This window comes from Winogradskyella sp. PG-2, assembly GCF_000828715.1.
Taxonomy (GTDB): Bacteria; Bacteroidota; Bacteroidia; order Flavobacteriales; family Flavobacteriaceae; genus Winogradskyella.
Genome location: NZ_AP014583.1, coordinates 364,800 through 380,698 on the forward strand (window position 1 = coordinate 364,800; position 15,899 = coordinate 380,698).

At 32.2% G+C, this 15,899-nt stretch carries 13 protein-coding genes; 2 read left to right on the top strand and 11 right to left on the bottom strand.

Going from position 1 to position 15,899, the window contains the following annotated elements; translation table 11 throughout:
- Positions 1-142 precede the first annotated feature (142 nt).
- Positions 143-3,553, bottom strand: a complete 3,411-nt coding sequence (locus WPG_RS01760) for a methylmalonyl-CoA mutase family protein (RefSeq protein WP_045468582.1) — start codon at positions 3,551-3,553, stop codon at positions 143-145.
- 144 nt (positions 3,554-3,697) lie between these two features.
- On the opposite strand from WPG_RS01760, the gene purU reads away from it, so the two are divergent.
- A complete protein-coding gene (gene purU / locus WPG_RS01765) occupies positions 3,698-4,552 on the top strand; it encodes a formyltetrahydrofolate deformylase (RefSeq protein ID WP_045468585.1) in 855 nt (284 codons plus the stop codon).
- Positions 4,553-4,596: 44 nt separating this feature from the next.
- Here the strand turns inward: purU and WPG_RS01770 are convergent, their stop codons facing one another.
- On the bottom strand, positions 4,597-5,544 hold the full coding sequence (locus tag WPG_RS01770; protein ID WP_045468588.1) for an MBL fold metallo-hydrolase: 948 nt from the start codon (positions 5,542-5,544) through the stop codon (positions 4,597-4,599).
- A gap of 41 nt (positions 5,545-5,585) precedes the next feature.
- On the opposite strand from WPG_RS01770, the gene WPG_RS01775 reads away from it, so the two are divergent.
- Positions 5,586-6,293 carry a DUF4197 domain-containing protein gene (locus WPG_RS01775; RefSeq protein ID WP_045468591.1) on the top strand — a complete coding sequence of 236 codons (708 nt, stop codon included), beginning with the start codon at positions 5,586-5,588 and terminating at the stop codon, positions 6,291-6,293.
- 162 nt (positions 6,294-6,455) lie between these two features.
- On the opposite strand, the gene WPG_RS01780 is transcribed toward WPG_RS01775, so the two are convergent.
- The 9 genes from WPG_RS01780 to WPG_RS01815 all read right to left on the bottom strand — a co-directional run bounded on the left by WPG_RS01780 (position 6,456) and on the right by WPG_RS01815 (position 15,814).
- Positions 6,456-7,238, bottom strand: a complete 783-nt coding sequence (locus WPG_RS01780) for an ABC transporter substrate-binding protein (protein ID WP_045468595.1) — start codon at positions 7,236-7,238, stop codon at positions 6,456-6,458.
- Positions 7,239-7,273: 35 nt separating this feature from the next.
- Positions 7,274-8,089, bottom strand: coding sequence for an orotidine-5'-phosphate decarboxylase (pyrF, locus tag WPG_RS01785; RefSeq protein ID WP_045468598.1), 816 nt, complete (start codon positions 8,087-8,089; stop codon positions 7,274-7,276).
- 15 nt (positions 8,090-8,104) lie between these two features.
- Positions 8,105-8,674, bottom strand: coding sequence for an adenylate kinase family protein (locus tag WPG_RS01790; RefSeq protein WP_045468601.1), 570 nt, complete (start codon positions 8,672-8,674; stop codon positions 8,105-8,107).
- A gap of 36 nt (positions 8,675-8,710) precedes the next feature.
- Positions 8,711-9,787, bottom strand: a complete 1,077-nt coding sequence (gene prfA, locus WPG_RS01795; RefSeq protein WP_045468604.1) for a peptide chain release factor 1 — start codon at positions 9,785-9,787, stop codon at positions 8,711-8,713.
- Positions 9,788-10,198: 411 nt separating this feature from the next.
- Positions 10,199-11,191 carry a DUF3078 domain-containing protein gene (locus WPG_RS01800; RefSeq protein WP_045468607.1) on the bottom strand — a complete coding sequence of 331 codons (993 nt, stop codon included), beginning with the start codon at positions 11,189-11,191 and terminating at the stop codon, positions 10,199-10,201.
- An 8-nt stretch (positions 11,192-11,199) separates the two neighbouring features.
- Positions 11,200-12,378 (bottom strand): AIR synthase related protein, encoded by a 1,179-nt coding sequence (locus tag WPG_RS01805; protein ID WP_045468610.1) that lies wholly within the window; start codon positions 12,376-12,378, stop codon positions 11,200-11,202.
- A 46-nt stretch (positions 12,379-12,424) separates the two neighbouring features.
- Positions 12,425-13,087, bottom strand: a complete 663-nt coding sequence (locus WPG_RS01810; protein WP_052471119.1) for a curli production assembly/transport component CsgG — start codon at positions 13,085-13,087, stop codon at positions 12,425-12,427.
- Between the two features lie 186 nt (positions 13,088-13,273).
- Positions 13,274-13,411 carry a hypothetical protein gene (locus WPG_RS18135; protein ID WP_171817143.1) on the bottom strand — a complete coding sequence of 46 codons (138 nt, stop codon included), beginning with the start codon at positions 13,409-13,411 and terminating at the stop codon, positions 13,274-13,276.
- A gap of 216 nt (positions 13,412-13,627) precedes the next feature.
- Entirely contained in the window at positions 13,628-15,814 is a 2,187-nt protein-coding gene (locus tag WPG_RS01815) for a glutamine synthetase III (protein ID WP_045475054.1), read from the bottom strand.
- Positions 15,815-15,899: the final 85 nt, after the last annotated feature.

The following is a 15,899-nucleotide window of genomic DNA, read 5'->3' on the forward strand; positions in this document are numbered from 1 at the left end:
TTCACAATTACAATCAGTACATTTTCCGTCATTGCATGGATCGCAATTACATACGCATTCATTTATATTTTTCATCATACAAAGTTTTATATTCATCTAATAGACGATGATGTTATAAAAAAGATGCAAAAAAAATTAGAAATTACATATTACGACGATACTGACCTCCTACTTCAAATAAAGCAGATGTGATTTGTCCAAGAGAACACACTTTACAAACTTCCATCAAAGCCTCAAATATATTTTCGTTATTTACCGCTTTGTTTTGCAAATCTTTTAATAATACACTTGTATCATTTGCACTATGAAGGTTTTCTAAAATCTTAATTTGATACTGTTTTTCTGCTTCAGTGGCTCTAATAACTTCTTTAGGGATTACAGTTGGAGATCCTTTACTACTCAGAAACGTATTTACACCAATAATAGGAAACTGTCCATTGTGCTTTAAAGTTTCATAATACAAACTTTCTTCTTGTATTTTAGAGCGCTGATACATCGTTTCCATTGCTCCTAATACTCCACCTCGTTCAGTAATTCTATCGAACTCAGTAAGAACAGCTTCTTCAACCAAATCCGTTAACTCTTCTATTATAAATGAGCCTTGTATTGGATTTTCATTCTTGGCTAAACCTAATTCTTTATTGATGATTAACTGAATTGCCATCGCACGTCTCACAGACTCTTCCGTTGGTGTCGTAATAGCTTCATCGTAAGCATTGGTATGTAAAGAATTACAATTATCATAAATCGCATATAATGCTTGAAGCGTTGTACGGATATCATTAAAATCAATTTCTTGAGCATGTAAACTACGACCAGACGTTTGAATATGATATTTCAACATCTGCGCTCTAGAATTTGCACCATATTTATGTTTCATTGCTTTCGCCCATATTTTTCGAGCTACACGACCAATAACTGCATATTCTGGATCTATTCCATTTGAGAAGAAGAAAGACAAATTTGGTCCAAATTTGTTAATATCCATTCCTCTACTTAAATAATATTCTACATAAGTAAATCCGTTTGATAAGGTTAATGCTAATTGTGTAATTGGATTTGCACCTGCTTCAGCAATATGATATCCAGAAATTGAAACTGAATAAAAGTTACGCACATTATTTTCTATAAAATATTCCTGTACGTCTCCCATTAAACGTAAAGCAAATTCAGTTGAAAATATACATGTGTTTTGTGCTTGATCTTCTTTTAAAATATCTGCTTGAACTGTACCTCTAACCTGAGCGATAGTTCTAGTCTTAATATCTAAATACACTTCTGCAGGTAATACTTGATCGCCTGTTACACCAAGAAGCATTAATCCTAAACCATTATTCCCTTCAGGTAAATCACCATTATAGGTTGGTCGTTCTTTGCCTTTATAAAGTTTAGCAATCTTTGCTTCTACTTTACCTTCTAAGCTATTTTCTTTTATGTAAATCTCACATTGTTGATCAATCGCAGCATTCATAAAGAACCCTAACAACATTGGTGCTGGCCCATTAATTGTCATACTAACCGACGTCATAACATTTGCTAAATCAAAACCAGAGTAGAGTTTTTTAGCATCATCTAAACAGCAAATAGAAACACCTGCATTACCAATTTTACCGTAAATATCAGGTCTTAAATCTGGATCATTTCCATAAAGTGTCACACTATCAAAAGCAGTAGACAAACGTTTTGCTGGTAAACCCATACTCACGTAATGAAACCTTTTGTTTGTTCGTTCTGGCCCACCTTCACCTGCAAACATACGTGCAGGATCCTCACCTGTTCTTTTAAAAGGATATAATCCTGATGTATAAGGAAATTCACCTGGTACATTTTCTTGTAAACACCATTTTAATATATCTCCCCAAGCTTGGTACTTTGGTAAAGCTACTTTTGGAATTTGAGTATGAGATAAAGACTCAGTATGTGTTTCTATTTTTATTTCTTTATCTCTTACTTTGAAAGCGTAAATTGGGTCTTTGTATTTGTTCACTTTTTCATCCCATCCTGTAATTATTTCCCAATTATATGGATCTAAATTTAGTTTTACACGGTCGAATTCACCAACTAACAACTTAATAAAGTCTTTATTACTATTAGATTCAATAGATTCAGAAGCAATACCAGCTTTGTCTAATTCTGGTTTAATTTCTAGAACTGATTCTATGGTTTTATATATTCCATATAGTTTCTGAGCGACGTCCGTTTGCTCAATAGCCTTTTTATCATAAGCACGATTATTCTCTGCAATTTCAGATAAGTAACGTGTTCTACTTGGCGGGATAACAAAAATCTTTTCACTCATTTCATCAGAAATATGAAAAGTAGATTTTAAATCTGAATCTGCTTTCTCAACCAATTTATCCATAATGGCTTTGTAAAGCGTATTCATTCCTGGATCATTAAATTGCGAAGCTATTGTGCCATAAACTGGTAACTCATCTTGAGGAATATCCCAAAGATTATTATTACGCATATATTGTTTCTTTACATCTCTTAGAGCATCTAAAGAACCTCGTTTATCAAACTTATTTATCGCAACTAAATCTGCAAAGTCTAGCATATCGATTTTTTCCAACTGCGTAGCAGCACCAAATTCTGGTGTCATGACATATAGAGCAACATCGCTATGCTCCATAATCTCTGTATCAGATTGACCAATTCCAGAAGTTTCTAAAATAATTAAATCGTACTCAGCAGCTTTTAAAACCTCAATGGCTTCATTTACATATTTAGACAATGCTAAGTTAGATTGACGTGTCGCCAAACTACGCATATATACTCTTGGTGAGTTGATTGCATTCATTCGGATACGATCTCCTAATAATGCTCCACCAGTTTTTCGTTTAGATGGATCTACAGAAATTAAACCGATTGTTTTCTCAGGAAAGTCAATAAGGAAACGCCTCACTAATTCATCTACCAATGATGACTTACCTGCTCCACCTGTTCCTGTAATTCCAAGAACTGGAGTTTTAGATGTTTTATTCTTATTATGAATAGCTTCTAAAGCCTCTTTGGCAACTTCCGGAAAATTCTCAGCAGCAGAAATAACTCTCGCTATTGCTTTTGAGTTCTTTTCGTGTAATACTTTTGCTTCACCATTTAAAGCATCTCCAATAGCAAAATCGGATTGTTGCACTAAATCATTAATCATGCCCTGAAGACCAAGCTCTCTTCCATCATCTGGAGAGTAGATTCTGGTAATACCATAATCCATTAAATCTTTAATTTCTTCAGGAAGAATTACCCCTCCACCACCACCAAAGATTTTAATATGTTCAGCACCTTTTTCTTTTAACAAGTCATACATGTATTTAAAATACTCATTATGACCACCTTGATAAGAAGTCATTGCGATAGCATTTGCATCTTCTTGGATTGCGGTATTAACTACTTCTTCTACACTTCTGTCATGACCTAAGTGAATCACCTCTACTCCAGTGGATTGAATTATACGACGCATTATATTTATAGCAGCATCGTGACCATCAAAGAGTGATGCAGCAGTTACTATTCGTACTTTATATTTTGGCTTATATGGTGCAACTTGTTCCATTCGTAAAAATCTTGCTTTATAGAGCTGCAAATTTACGGAATATTCAAAAAAATTAAGCAGAATTTGCTAATTATCTAAAACTAGACTTAAGGTATGATGCTATGCTATTTTGACTAAATTTACTGGCTCATTTATCCCAATACTATGAATAAAATTACATTATTAATTCACTGTAAAGATCAACCAAACATTATTGCTACAGTTACTAATTTTATGGCAAATAATAATGGTAATATTGTTTACATAGATCAACATGTTGATAGAGAACAAGATATATTCTTTATGCGTTTGGAATGTGAATTTAAGTCAAGCCTTTTTTCAATTGAAGACTTTAAAATTTTGTTTAGTGAAACCTTAGTTGAAAAATTCAAACTTAAATGGCGTATGTATGCTGCAGATAAAAAGCCACGAATGGCATTGTTTGTTTCTAAATATGACCACTGTTTATATGATATTTTAGGTCGTTATAATTCTGGTGAACTATTTCTTGAAATTCCTTTTATACTCAGTAATCATTTAGACCTAAAACCTATTGCTGATAATTTTAAAATTCCTTTTTACCATGTACCAGTAACAAAGGATACCAAACAGAAAGCAGAACAAAAACAATTTGAACTATTAGAACACCATAATGTAGACTTTGTTGTTCTTGCACGCTATATGCAAATTATCTCTAGGTTGTTGATCGATAAATATCCAAACAAAATTATAAACATACATCATTCCTTCTTACCTGCTTTTGTTGGTGCTAAACCCTATCATTCTGCCTTTAAAAGAGGTGTGAAAATTATTGGAGCAACAAGTCATTATATAACAGAAGAACTAGACGCTGGACCAATTATTGAACAAGATGTAGCACACGTAACTCATTCTTATTCCATTAAGGATTTAATCGCTAAGGGAAGAGATTTAGAAAAAATTGTTTTATCCAATGCAATTAAACTTCATGCCAATAGAAAAGTCATGGTATACAATAATAAGACTGTAATATTTTCTTGATTTATTTTAATTTTAGAATACTTTATAAGCCATAATAACTTATATCATAAATCAAAATTGTCACCTTCTTTAGCAAAACGAAATCCAAGATTCTGAATACTGTCTTTTAAATGATGTTTTTCTTGTAGAGTTGGGTTTGTATGATTAAAATGAATGAAATGTATTTTATTCTTCGTTTCTAGAGTTTCATTTTCAAATAATGTCGTTGTTTCCGTTGTAAAAGGATGTGGTATTTTACTCATATCTCTATCTAACTCTCCATCCCTAAAAAACGATGCATCTACAAAGGCATAATCTACTTTTTTAACTTCTTCTATAATATTTCGATTCCATTTCTGCCATTTATCAATATCCGGAATAAATAGTGCCTTTTTATTTTTACCTTCTATTTTATAACCTACAGTTTCAGAATACTCATCGCGATGAGGTACTAACATTGGAGTTACTTTGAGTGCTTTATTAATACGCAATGTTGAATCATTTTTTAAAGGCTTCAACTCTATATTATTTAATTGAACTAATTGACTCCAAGGCCCATTAGTCTCTATGAATGTTTTCATTTTTGGCATTGCATAAACCGGAATAGCGTTTCCACCTAAAGCTTCTCTTCCAAAATTCATTAAACCAGTGTAATGACCAATATGAGCATGTGTTAAAAACACTCCATCAATTACTTTTTGATTGTCTAAATGTTGCTCCTTTAAAATTTGAGTTTGTTCACATATATCTGGAGTTGCATCGAACAGCCATTTTTGCTTAGTCTTTATATCAACAAGGCCTATACAAGAAATTAGTTTCTTTTTTTCAGTTCCTTCGTAATAGGCATTGCAACACTGTTTTTCACAATTAATTTGAGGATATCCAGCGTCTTGAGCTGTTCCCAAAATTGTGATATACTGATTAAACTGTTTTTGTTTTGCTTTTGGTTTAGAGGTATCACAACCATATACACAGAGAGCTATTATTAGGCATAGTATTTGAACAGTTTTCATTTGTATAAATTATCTTTGTTAAAGATATAAAACCCAAAGTCATGATTAAAAGAATTTTTGCTCTACTTATCATTTTAAACTTAACGGCATGTGCAGAATTGCAGCAGGTTATAGATTCTTTGCCGCAAGCTGGTGGTGTCCTTAGTAATACTGATATTGCTTCTGGACTAAGACAAGCCTTAGATCTGGGTATTGACAAGCAAGTAACTAAATTAACACAAACTGATGGTTTTTTTAAAAATGAATTAGTTAAAATATTATTGCCAGAAGAATTACAAAAAGTAGATAATGCCTTGCGTAAAATAGGATTAAGCAGCTTAGCTGACGAAGGTTTAAAGGTTCTCAACCGAGCAGCCGAAGATGCTGTAAAAGAAGCTACTCCAATTTTTGTGAATGCAGTAAAAGATATCACCTTTGATGATGCCAAAAATATACTACTTGGAGAAGAAAACGCTGCAACGAGTTATTTAACTACAAAAACACAAACCGAATTATATAACAAGTTTAAACCTGTAATTGATAATTCTTTTAGTAAAGTTGGTGCAGATCAAATTTGGGCTAATCTTATAACAAAGTATAATAACCTACCCTTAACTAACAATGTTAATCCCGATTTAACGGATTACGTGACTGGCGAAGCTCTTAAAGGAGTTTACACTATGATAGCAGTTGAGGAAAAGGAGATTAGGAGCAAAGTATCGTCTCGTACCACAGATTTATTGAAGAAGGTGTTTGCATTACAGGATTGATCTGATAAGAGTCTAGAACATTTAATGATATACTAATGTTAGCGTAACATATAGATCAGATAAAGGCTGCATCTTTGTAACATATAAGATTATTGAGATAAGTCTTAGAACAGATTAGATAGTTAGTTAATAAGTCGATATTTTAGTTAGGTATCGACTTTTTTATGATTTAAGAGTTTCAAAATAACTGAAAGACTTTTGCAATCGACTACCATACCAAGAAAACAGTTCCCCATCTACTATTTTAATTGTCTTTTCTGGAAAGTGTGATTTTAATTCTAAAATATGTTTTTCTTTAAAAGGGAATGGCTCACTAGATAAAAAAATGACAGCTGCTTCCTTTAATTGAACATTTGTTATATCGATTTCTGGATAACGTTTTTCTTTCTGAAAAACATTTTCAAACCCAGCTTCAATAATCATCGTATCTATAAACGTATCTGATGCTGCAACCATCCATGGGCTTTTCCAAATGAAATAAGCAACCTTTGACTTTAGCTGCTGCCTTATTTTATTTTGAAATTCTTCGCGCTCATTTTGAATATTGGAAATAATACTTGATGCTTTATCTTCAACTTTAAAAATCTCTCCATACATCTTAATAAGTTCAAAACTATCTTCGAGATTATAGATATCGCTGATATGAACTGGAGCAACTCCGTCTAAGGATTCAATAATAAGTTTTGTGTTTTCCTCTTTGTTACAGAGAATAATATCTGGTTGAAGTGCTTTTATTTTTTCAATATTGATTTGCTTTGTTCCACCTATAACTGCTTTAGACATTCTAAGATGTTTTGGATGGATGCAGAATTTCGTTACACCAACTATTGAAGCTTCTAATCCTAAATCAACAAGCAATTCTGTTTGTGATGGCACTAATGAGACGATTCGCTTTGGAATCTCTTTTAGTTTAAGAATTCTATTGAGTTGATCAGTAAATTTCATATAATTAAGATACTGAATCAAATTCAGTAGGGAAATTATTTAGATAGTATCTCATCCATTTGCATTTGTAACTCTCTAGCATTTTTAGCAGCAGCTTGTGCAAAATCATCTTCTTGGGATGCGTAAATGATTCCACGAGACGAATTTATCAATAAGCCTACTGAATCATTCATTCCGTATTTACAGACCTCGTGAAGATTACCTCCTTGTGCACCAACTCCAGGAACAAGTAAAAAACTATTTGGAATAATTTTACGAATATCCCCTAAGAACTCAGCTTTAGTCGCACCAACCACATACATTAAATTCTCTGAATTCCTCCAAGATTTAGACGTTTCTAAAACCTGTTTATATAACTCTACTCCTTCTACATTTTTAGTCTGAAAATCAAATGCCCCTAGATTAGAAGTTAATGCTAAAAGAATAGTATGCTTATCTTCAAATGCCAAAAAAGGTTCTACAGAATCTTTACCCATATATGGTGCAACTGTTACACTATCAAATCCTAAATCATCGAAAAAAGCTTTAGCATACATGCTACTTGTATTACCAATATCTCCGCGTTTGGCATCTGCAATGGTATATATATCTGGATGGTTTTCATTGAGATAATTAATTGTTTTCTCAAGAGCTCTCCAGCCTTTTAAGCCATAAGCTTCATAAAACGCTGTATTTGGTTTGTATGCCACACAAAGGTGATGTGTTGCATCTATAATTGTTTTATTAAAAGCAAAAATAGGATCATCCTCTTCTAATAAGTGACTTGGAATTTTATTTAAATCTACGTCTAATCCTATGCAGAGAAAAGACTTCTTCCTTTGGATTTGAGAAACTAGTTGTGTAGTTGTCAATTTAAACTATTTTAATTAATTGATAATTCGTGCTTTTATTTTATTGGTAATTTCTTCAACAGTTCCTAATCCATTAAAATCTTCAATCTTCAACATAGTCTTCATATAACTGATTGCAGGTTTAGTTTCACTTTCAAATACTCGAATCCTTTTTAAATGAATTCTTTTATCTTTATCATCCTTTCTATCTGATGTTTCAGCTCTCTTCTCTGCTCGTTTTAGCAATTCAACTTGATTGACTTCTATATTAATTACCTTTCCAATTTTAAGGCTTCTTTCATTAACTAGTTCTAACAAATCATCAACTTGAGTAATAGTTCGAGGATATCCATCTAAAATAACCCCATTTTTATCAGAATTTTCGTCTAATATATTTGCAAAGAGATTTTTCATTATATGATCTGGTACTAAATCACCTTTCTCTTCATATTTAGACATTATTATTCCAATATCAGTTTTATTTAATTTCTCTGCTCTACACCTATCACCTGTTGAAATGTGCTGATAATTTAAAACTTTTTTTAAATATTTGCATTGAGTTCCTTTCCCGCTATAAGGTGGGCCGGTTATAATTATTATTTCCATCTATAAATAAAAAAAGCCTCAAAACGAGGCTTCAATTTAAATTACATCATCGTTAGCTTTTAATAACTCTGTATTTTCAGCTAACATTAACTCGTCTATTATTTTTTGAATATCACCATTAATGATATTTGATAAATCATAAAGTGTCAATCCTATTCTATGATCGGTTACACGTCCTTGAGGATAATTATACGTTCTAATCTTTGCACTTCTGTCACCAGAACTCACCATACTTTTACGTTTTTCAGAATCTGCTGCTTGTTGCTTCGCCAATTCTAAATCATACAAACGTGAGCGTAATACCTTTAAGGCTTTCTCTAAATTTTTATGAGAGGATTTTTGGTCTTGACAACTTACAATCATTCCTGTTGGCTCGTGATGCAATTTAATTGCAGAATATGTTGTATTCACAGACTGCCCTCCAGGACCTGTTGATGTTGTACGTTCTATTCGTACTTCAGTCATGTCTAACTCATAATCAAATTCTTCTGCTTCTGGCAATACCATAACTGTTGCTGCACTTGTATGCACTCGACCTTGAGTTTCCGTTTGTGGCACCCGTTGTACGCGGTGAACACCAGCCTCAAATTTTAAAGTTCCATAGACATCTTCACCAGACACCTCAAAAATCACTTCTTTAAAACCACCTGAGGTTCCATCACTTTGACTTACGACATCAACTTTCCAATTTTTATCACTGGAATATTTTGAATACATTCTAAATAAGTCGCCAGCAAAAATACTAGCTTCATCTCCTCCAGTACCAGCTCTTACCTCAACAACAACATTTTTAGCATCATCTGGATCTTTTGGAATTAATAGAAAGCGGATTTCTTCTTCTAACTTAGAAATAGTTTCTTTTGCTTCATCTAACTGCATTTTTGCCATTTCTACCATCTCGGCATCAGAACCATCAGCTATAATTTCATCAGCTTCAGCTAAATTATCCATAGCTTCTTTATAAACAACGCCTTTATCTACAATAACTTTTAAATCTTTATATTCTTTCATCAGCTTCGTATAACGTTTCTGATCTGATATAATGTCTGGTTGTATAATAAGGTCATTAACCTCATCAAACCGTTGTTTAATTATTTGTAGTTTCTCTAACATCTCTCTTCAAAAAATTGAATTTCAAAAATACGTTTTTTTATGGATTTTTATTGTTCATAAATTTCTTTTGGTTTTAGAAAATAATTTTTTCCATATTAACGTTATTGGTTATATGCGAAGGCAAGTTGCATCCATACTAAACTACTACAAGTCAATGGCATTATATTCCTTTATGGTAACCTTAACGGTTACTATAATTAACCCGGAATTGATTCTCGCCATTAGCACTAAGCTATTCTTGGTTTTTATTCTGTGGTTTATGATTAGCGACAGAAAATTAAGAAGACGCTTAAGATTCTATAAAATTAGTGGAGTCTCAAATTTAAAGTTCTTCAGTGTAATTTTTTTACTAGATGGATTTATTACATGTACTTTTATACACTTAATAAAAGGCTTCATTTAGAAGGTTGTTTAGCTACTAATAATGTTATCTAAATCTAAAACAACACCTACACCTAAAATTTGCTTCCATTGTAATTTAGGACCTTCTATGACAATTTCTTCGTTTGTCATTTCGTTTCTTTGAACGCTAATTTTAATATCATTATCATACCTAAGATGAGAACCTAAAGTTGCCTTGACATACTTGTTAACTTTCATATCTATATTAAGTTCCCATTCAATATCTACATTCCCAAAACTATTAATATAGTCTGTATATAAACGCAATAGACTATTGATTTTTATATTTTCAAATAATTCTTCTTGGTACTGATTAGTTAGTAAAACGCCAAATTCTTGCCTTATCCTTTTTCCTTCCCTAACGATATTGCCTTCCAAATCATATATTGCAGGTGCAACACCAAAGGCTCCTTTATTTGCCAAATTATCGTCTAATACAAATGTGGTTTTTAAAGTTAGTGGTGAGGCGTAAAAAGACATGCGTTCAATATGTCTTCCATATTCCATGCCCAAACCAAAAAACATATATCCTGGAGCTAAAAATTTAGAAATAGGTTCCCCCCTATTTGGATAGTTATATCCATTTGCTAACTGTGTATTAAAGCTAAATCTTCCTGAATAAAACCAGTTACTTTCCGAACTTTTTTCTAAACCAACATTAGATAAGACCTCAATAACATCATCTGTTTTTCTTAAACCTTTATCCTCTTGTTTATTTAATCCATATCTGATATTAAAATCTGAATTCCAAAACATCTTTTCTTGCTTGTACTTGGCAGAAGCCTTTCCAGTTATAATACCAGAAATAGAATTAGTACCACCAGAATTCCAATTAGTAAATGACACTTGATTAAGATATAATCCTACTTCTTTTTTAGTTCTCCATCCTAACTTCACATTTTCATTTCCTTTTTTATTAAAAAACAAAGAATCTGGTTGTGCAAAAACTGGTAAAGAACTAAAAATAAAAATGCTAAGAATAAGGCTATGATAGCTTTTCATAATAAAATTTAATAAGAAAATGTACCGTATTCACTTTTTATAGTAAGCTTCTTATTATTTGATGCTTCTACTCTACCAATTATCTTGGCATCTACATCAAACGATTTTGAAATTGCTATAATATCCTCGGCTACTTCTGGCTTAACATATAGTTCCATTCTATGCCCACAATTGAAAACTTGATACATTTCTTTCCAATCGGTTTGAGATTGCTCTTGTATCAATTTAAATAAAGGAGGTATTACAAACATATTATCCTTTACAATATGAAGGTTATCTATAAAATGAAGTATTTTAGTTTGTGCTCCACCACTGCAATGTACCATACCATGTATGGCATCACTTTTATATTTGTTAAGAATAGCTTTTATAATTGGAGCATAAGTTCTGGTCGGTGAAAGAACTAATTTGCCTGCATCTATAGGTGAATTTTCAATGGTATCTGTAAGTTTTGTTTGACCGGAGTAAACTAAATCTTCTGGTACAGAAGCATCGAAACTTTCAGGGTATTTTTCTGCTAAATATTTAGAAAACACATCGTGTCTTGCAGAAGTTAATCCATTACTTCCCATTCCACCATTGTAACTAGCTTCGTATGACGCTTGCCCAAATGACTCGAAGCCTACAATAACATCACCTACGGATATGTTAGCATTATTAATAACATCCTCACGTTTCATACGAGCTGTTACTGTAGAATCTACAATAATTGTTCTCACCAAATCACCAACATCTGCTGTCTCACCACCTGTTGAATGAATAGTGACTCCAAAAGATTTTAAGTCTTCAATTAATTCTTCTGTCCCATTTATAATTGCAGAGATAACTTCACCAGGTATTAAATTTTTATTTCTACCAATTGTTGAAGACAACATAATATTATCAGTAGCACCAACACAAAGCAAATCATCAATATTCATAATTAAAGCATCCTGTGCTATGCCTTTCCATACAGAAATGTCACCTGTTTCCTTCCAATACATATAAGCTAATGACGATTTTGTACCAGCACCATCAGCATGCATTATTAAACAATAAGCTTCATCATTGGTTAAATAATCTGGAACTATTTTACAAAAAGCTTTAGGAAATAAGCCTTTATCTATATTCTTTATAGCATTATGAACATCCTCTTTAGATGCAGAGACTCCACGTTGCGCATATCTTTTGCTTACTGAATTGCTCATTAGAAATTATTAAGATTGGTTTTGCAAAAGTAATAATTGCACAGCACTATTTCACTAAATTCGATTGAATTACTGTATCAATTCTGCTTAATAGTTTTTGTTTTCTTTTTTTACCTCCGAAATAGAGATTTACGCCAAAACCAATTCTATAGAAAGTATCATCACTGTCACCTGCAATTAAACCATCTAACTCATCTGAAAACGAATAATTATACTCTCCAAAAAGTCTAAAACCTACACCATCCATAACAATATACTCAAAGCCTAATGCGCCTTGTGCCTTTGTAGATGTTGCCTCAAAATAATTATTAGCATTATAACCATAACCTGCCTGTATAAAAGGTGAAAATTTTGTGTATGGACTGAAAAGAAATTCTAGGTTTGCATCAAAAGACATAAAGCCTTCATTATACACATCCTTAAATGCAATATTATATTTATTATAAATAACGTTTATACCTAAATGATTAGTGATATGTCGTTTATAACCGATTCTAAAATAAACTTCAAATTCTGGGTCCGGTAAATCGCCATCAAAGTATGCTGTACCTAATGCAGCATCTATAGCATTTGTACCACGATAATCAAAAAACACTAATCTATTATGGAGTTTTTTATTACGTCCAAAAGTTTTCTTTTGAGCATAAGTTTGACACAAAAAAAGAGCGAAAAATACACTTGTAAAAAGGTACTTAGATTTGGTAATCATACAATCTTTAGATTAAAAAGAAAGTCTAATTCATCAGAGAATATGGAGCGTCGCAATATAGAAAAATATTAATTAAATCATAACTTCTCAAGATAAATTAGTAGAATCAAAAAAAGATAGAAACAAAATTTTGATTCTATCTTTTTTTTGAATGGTAATTGATACCTTATTGTATTATCTTATTTTTTAAGATTCAACTTGTAGCTTAGATTGTATATTTACAACATCATCTTTTGTCACATTATTCAGATCTTCTGAACTGTCTTGAGAAAGAATTAGAGTTGCTCCTACAAGAATTGCTACACTAAGTAGTAACTTCTTCATTTTTACAAATATTGATTAATAGCCTTACAAAAGTACTACATAAACCTCTTTTAAAATTGATTACTCCCTTTTTTTTAACATGAAAGTACCGCCTTTTCGACAACTAGACATTTGTAATCGACAAACGACACAAAAAATGAATTTCAAAATTATTTTTATACGTAATTATACTAATAAATTAACATCAAAAGCCTTGTTTTATTGAATTTACACGAACTATTTCGTAAATAAAAGCTCTCTATATTTAGTTAATGGCCATAACTCATCATCTATCATTAATTCCAACTTATCACAATGGAATCTAATGCTTTCAAACAATGGTTTTACTTTATTACAATACCCTTCAGCTTTATTCTGCAACTCAACTTGCGCATTACATTTTTTACGAGCATCAGTCATTTTAGTTACCAACGAATTTATAGCTTCAATATGCTCTGAAATTTGCTCTATTAATGACAGTTGTTCTTTAGCAAGTCTCTTAAATTTCTCTCCATAAATTGCCTTAAGCCCAGTGACATTTTCTATTAATATATTTTGATAACGAACTGCTGTTGGCACTACATGATTACGCGCAATATCACCTAAAACACGACTCTCAATTTGAATATGAAGACTATACTCTTCCATTTCTATTTCGTAACGCGCTTCAGACTCTACCTTGTTCATTACACCTAAGCTATCAAAAAGTTCTATTGACGCTTTAGATATCTTTACTTTTAGAGCTTCTGGTGTTGTTTTATTATTACTCAGGCCACGCTTTTTAGCTTCTTTTTCCCATGCATCACTGTAACCATTTCCTTCGAAAAGAATTTCTTTTGATGTTTTAATATATTCCCTTAATACATTGAAAATAGCATCATCTTTTTTCATAGCATTTTTATCGATTAGCTCATCAACCTCAATTTTAAAATCAATGAGTTGTTTAGCTACTATTGTATTTAAAACGGTCATTGGATTGGCGCAATTTGCAGTAGAACCAACGGCTCTAAATTCAAACTTATTTCCCGTAAATGCAAAAGGTGATGTTCTATTTCTATCTGTATTATCTAATATTACTTCAGGAATTTTACCTACGACATTAAGCTTTAAATCTGTTTTTTCTTTTGGTGAAAGCTTTCCTTTTGTTACCGTTTCTAATTCTTTTAAAACTTTTGTCAATTGTCCCCCTATAAATACAGATATTATAGCTGGTGGAGCTTCATTTGCACCCAAACGATGATCGTTACTTGCTGAAGCAATTGCTGCTCTCAATAATTCTTCATGACTTTGCACAGCTTTAATAGTATTTATAAAGAAGGTTAAAAACTGAAGGTTGCTCATAGGTGTTTTTCCTGGTGACAACAAATTCACACCTTTATCAGTACTTAAACTCCAATTATTATGTTTACCAGATCCATTCACACCTGCAAATGGTTTTTCATGCATCAACACTTTAAAATTATGACGCTTTGCCACTTTTTGCATCACATCCATTAATAAGGAGTTATGATCGACAGCTAAATTTGCCTCTTCATATATAGGAGCCAATTCAAACTGATTTGGCGCTACTTCATTATGTCTTGTTTTTACTGGAATACCTAATAGCATACATTCATTTTCTAAATCACGCATATAAGCCATTGCTCTTGTAGGTATCGTTCCAAAATAATGATCATCTAACTGTTGACCCTTTGCTGGCGAATGTCCTAATAATGTTCTACCTGTTAAAACGATATCTGGTCTTGAAATAGCCAAACCTAAGTCTATAAGGAAATATTCCTGCTCCCAACCCAAGGAAGCATTTACTTTTCTCACATTCTTATCGAAATACTTACATACAGCTACAGCTGCACTATCAACTGCATTTAAAGCACGTAGCAAAGGAGTTTTATAATCCAGAGCTTCACCTGTATAAGACACAAAAACCGTTGGGACACATAATGTCGTACCATATATAAAAGCTGGTGAAGTAGGATCCCAAGCTGTATAACCTCTTGCTTCAAATGTATTTCTGATGCCACCATTTGGAAAACTTGAAGCATCTGGCTCTTGTTGAACTAACTGCTTACCTTCAAACTTTTCAATAGCCAATCCATTACCAATGGTTTCAAAGAATGCATCATGCTTTTCTGCCGTAGCTCCTGTTAAAGGTTGAAACCAATGTGTATAATGTGTAGCCCCTTTTGAAATAGCCCATTCCTTCATTCCTGTAGCAATATGATCTGCAATTAAGCGATCAATTTTTATTCCTTTTTCAATGGCTGCCATTATACTGGCTAATGCATCTTTAGTTAAATATTGACGCATTGCTGTCTCATTGAATACATTTGTTCCAAATACTTCAGAACGGCGTTGGGTTTCATTAATCTTTAATGGTACTCGTTTTAAAGATTCTTTTACTGCATGAAATCTAAGTGTTGACATATTAATAATATTTTGGTTCAAAAATACGAAATCTTTAAAATTAATAGCACTACCCATCATAAAATAGGGTTGTCAACAATTATTA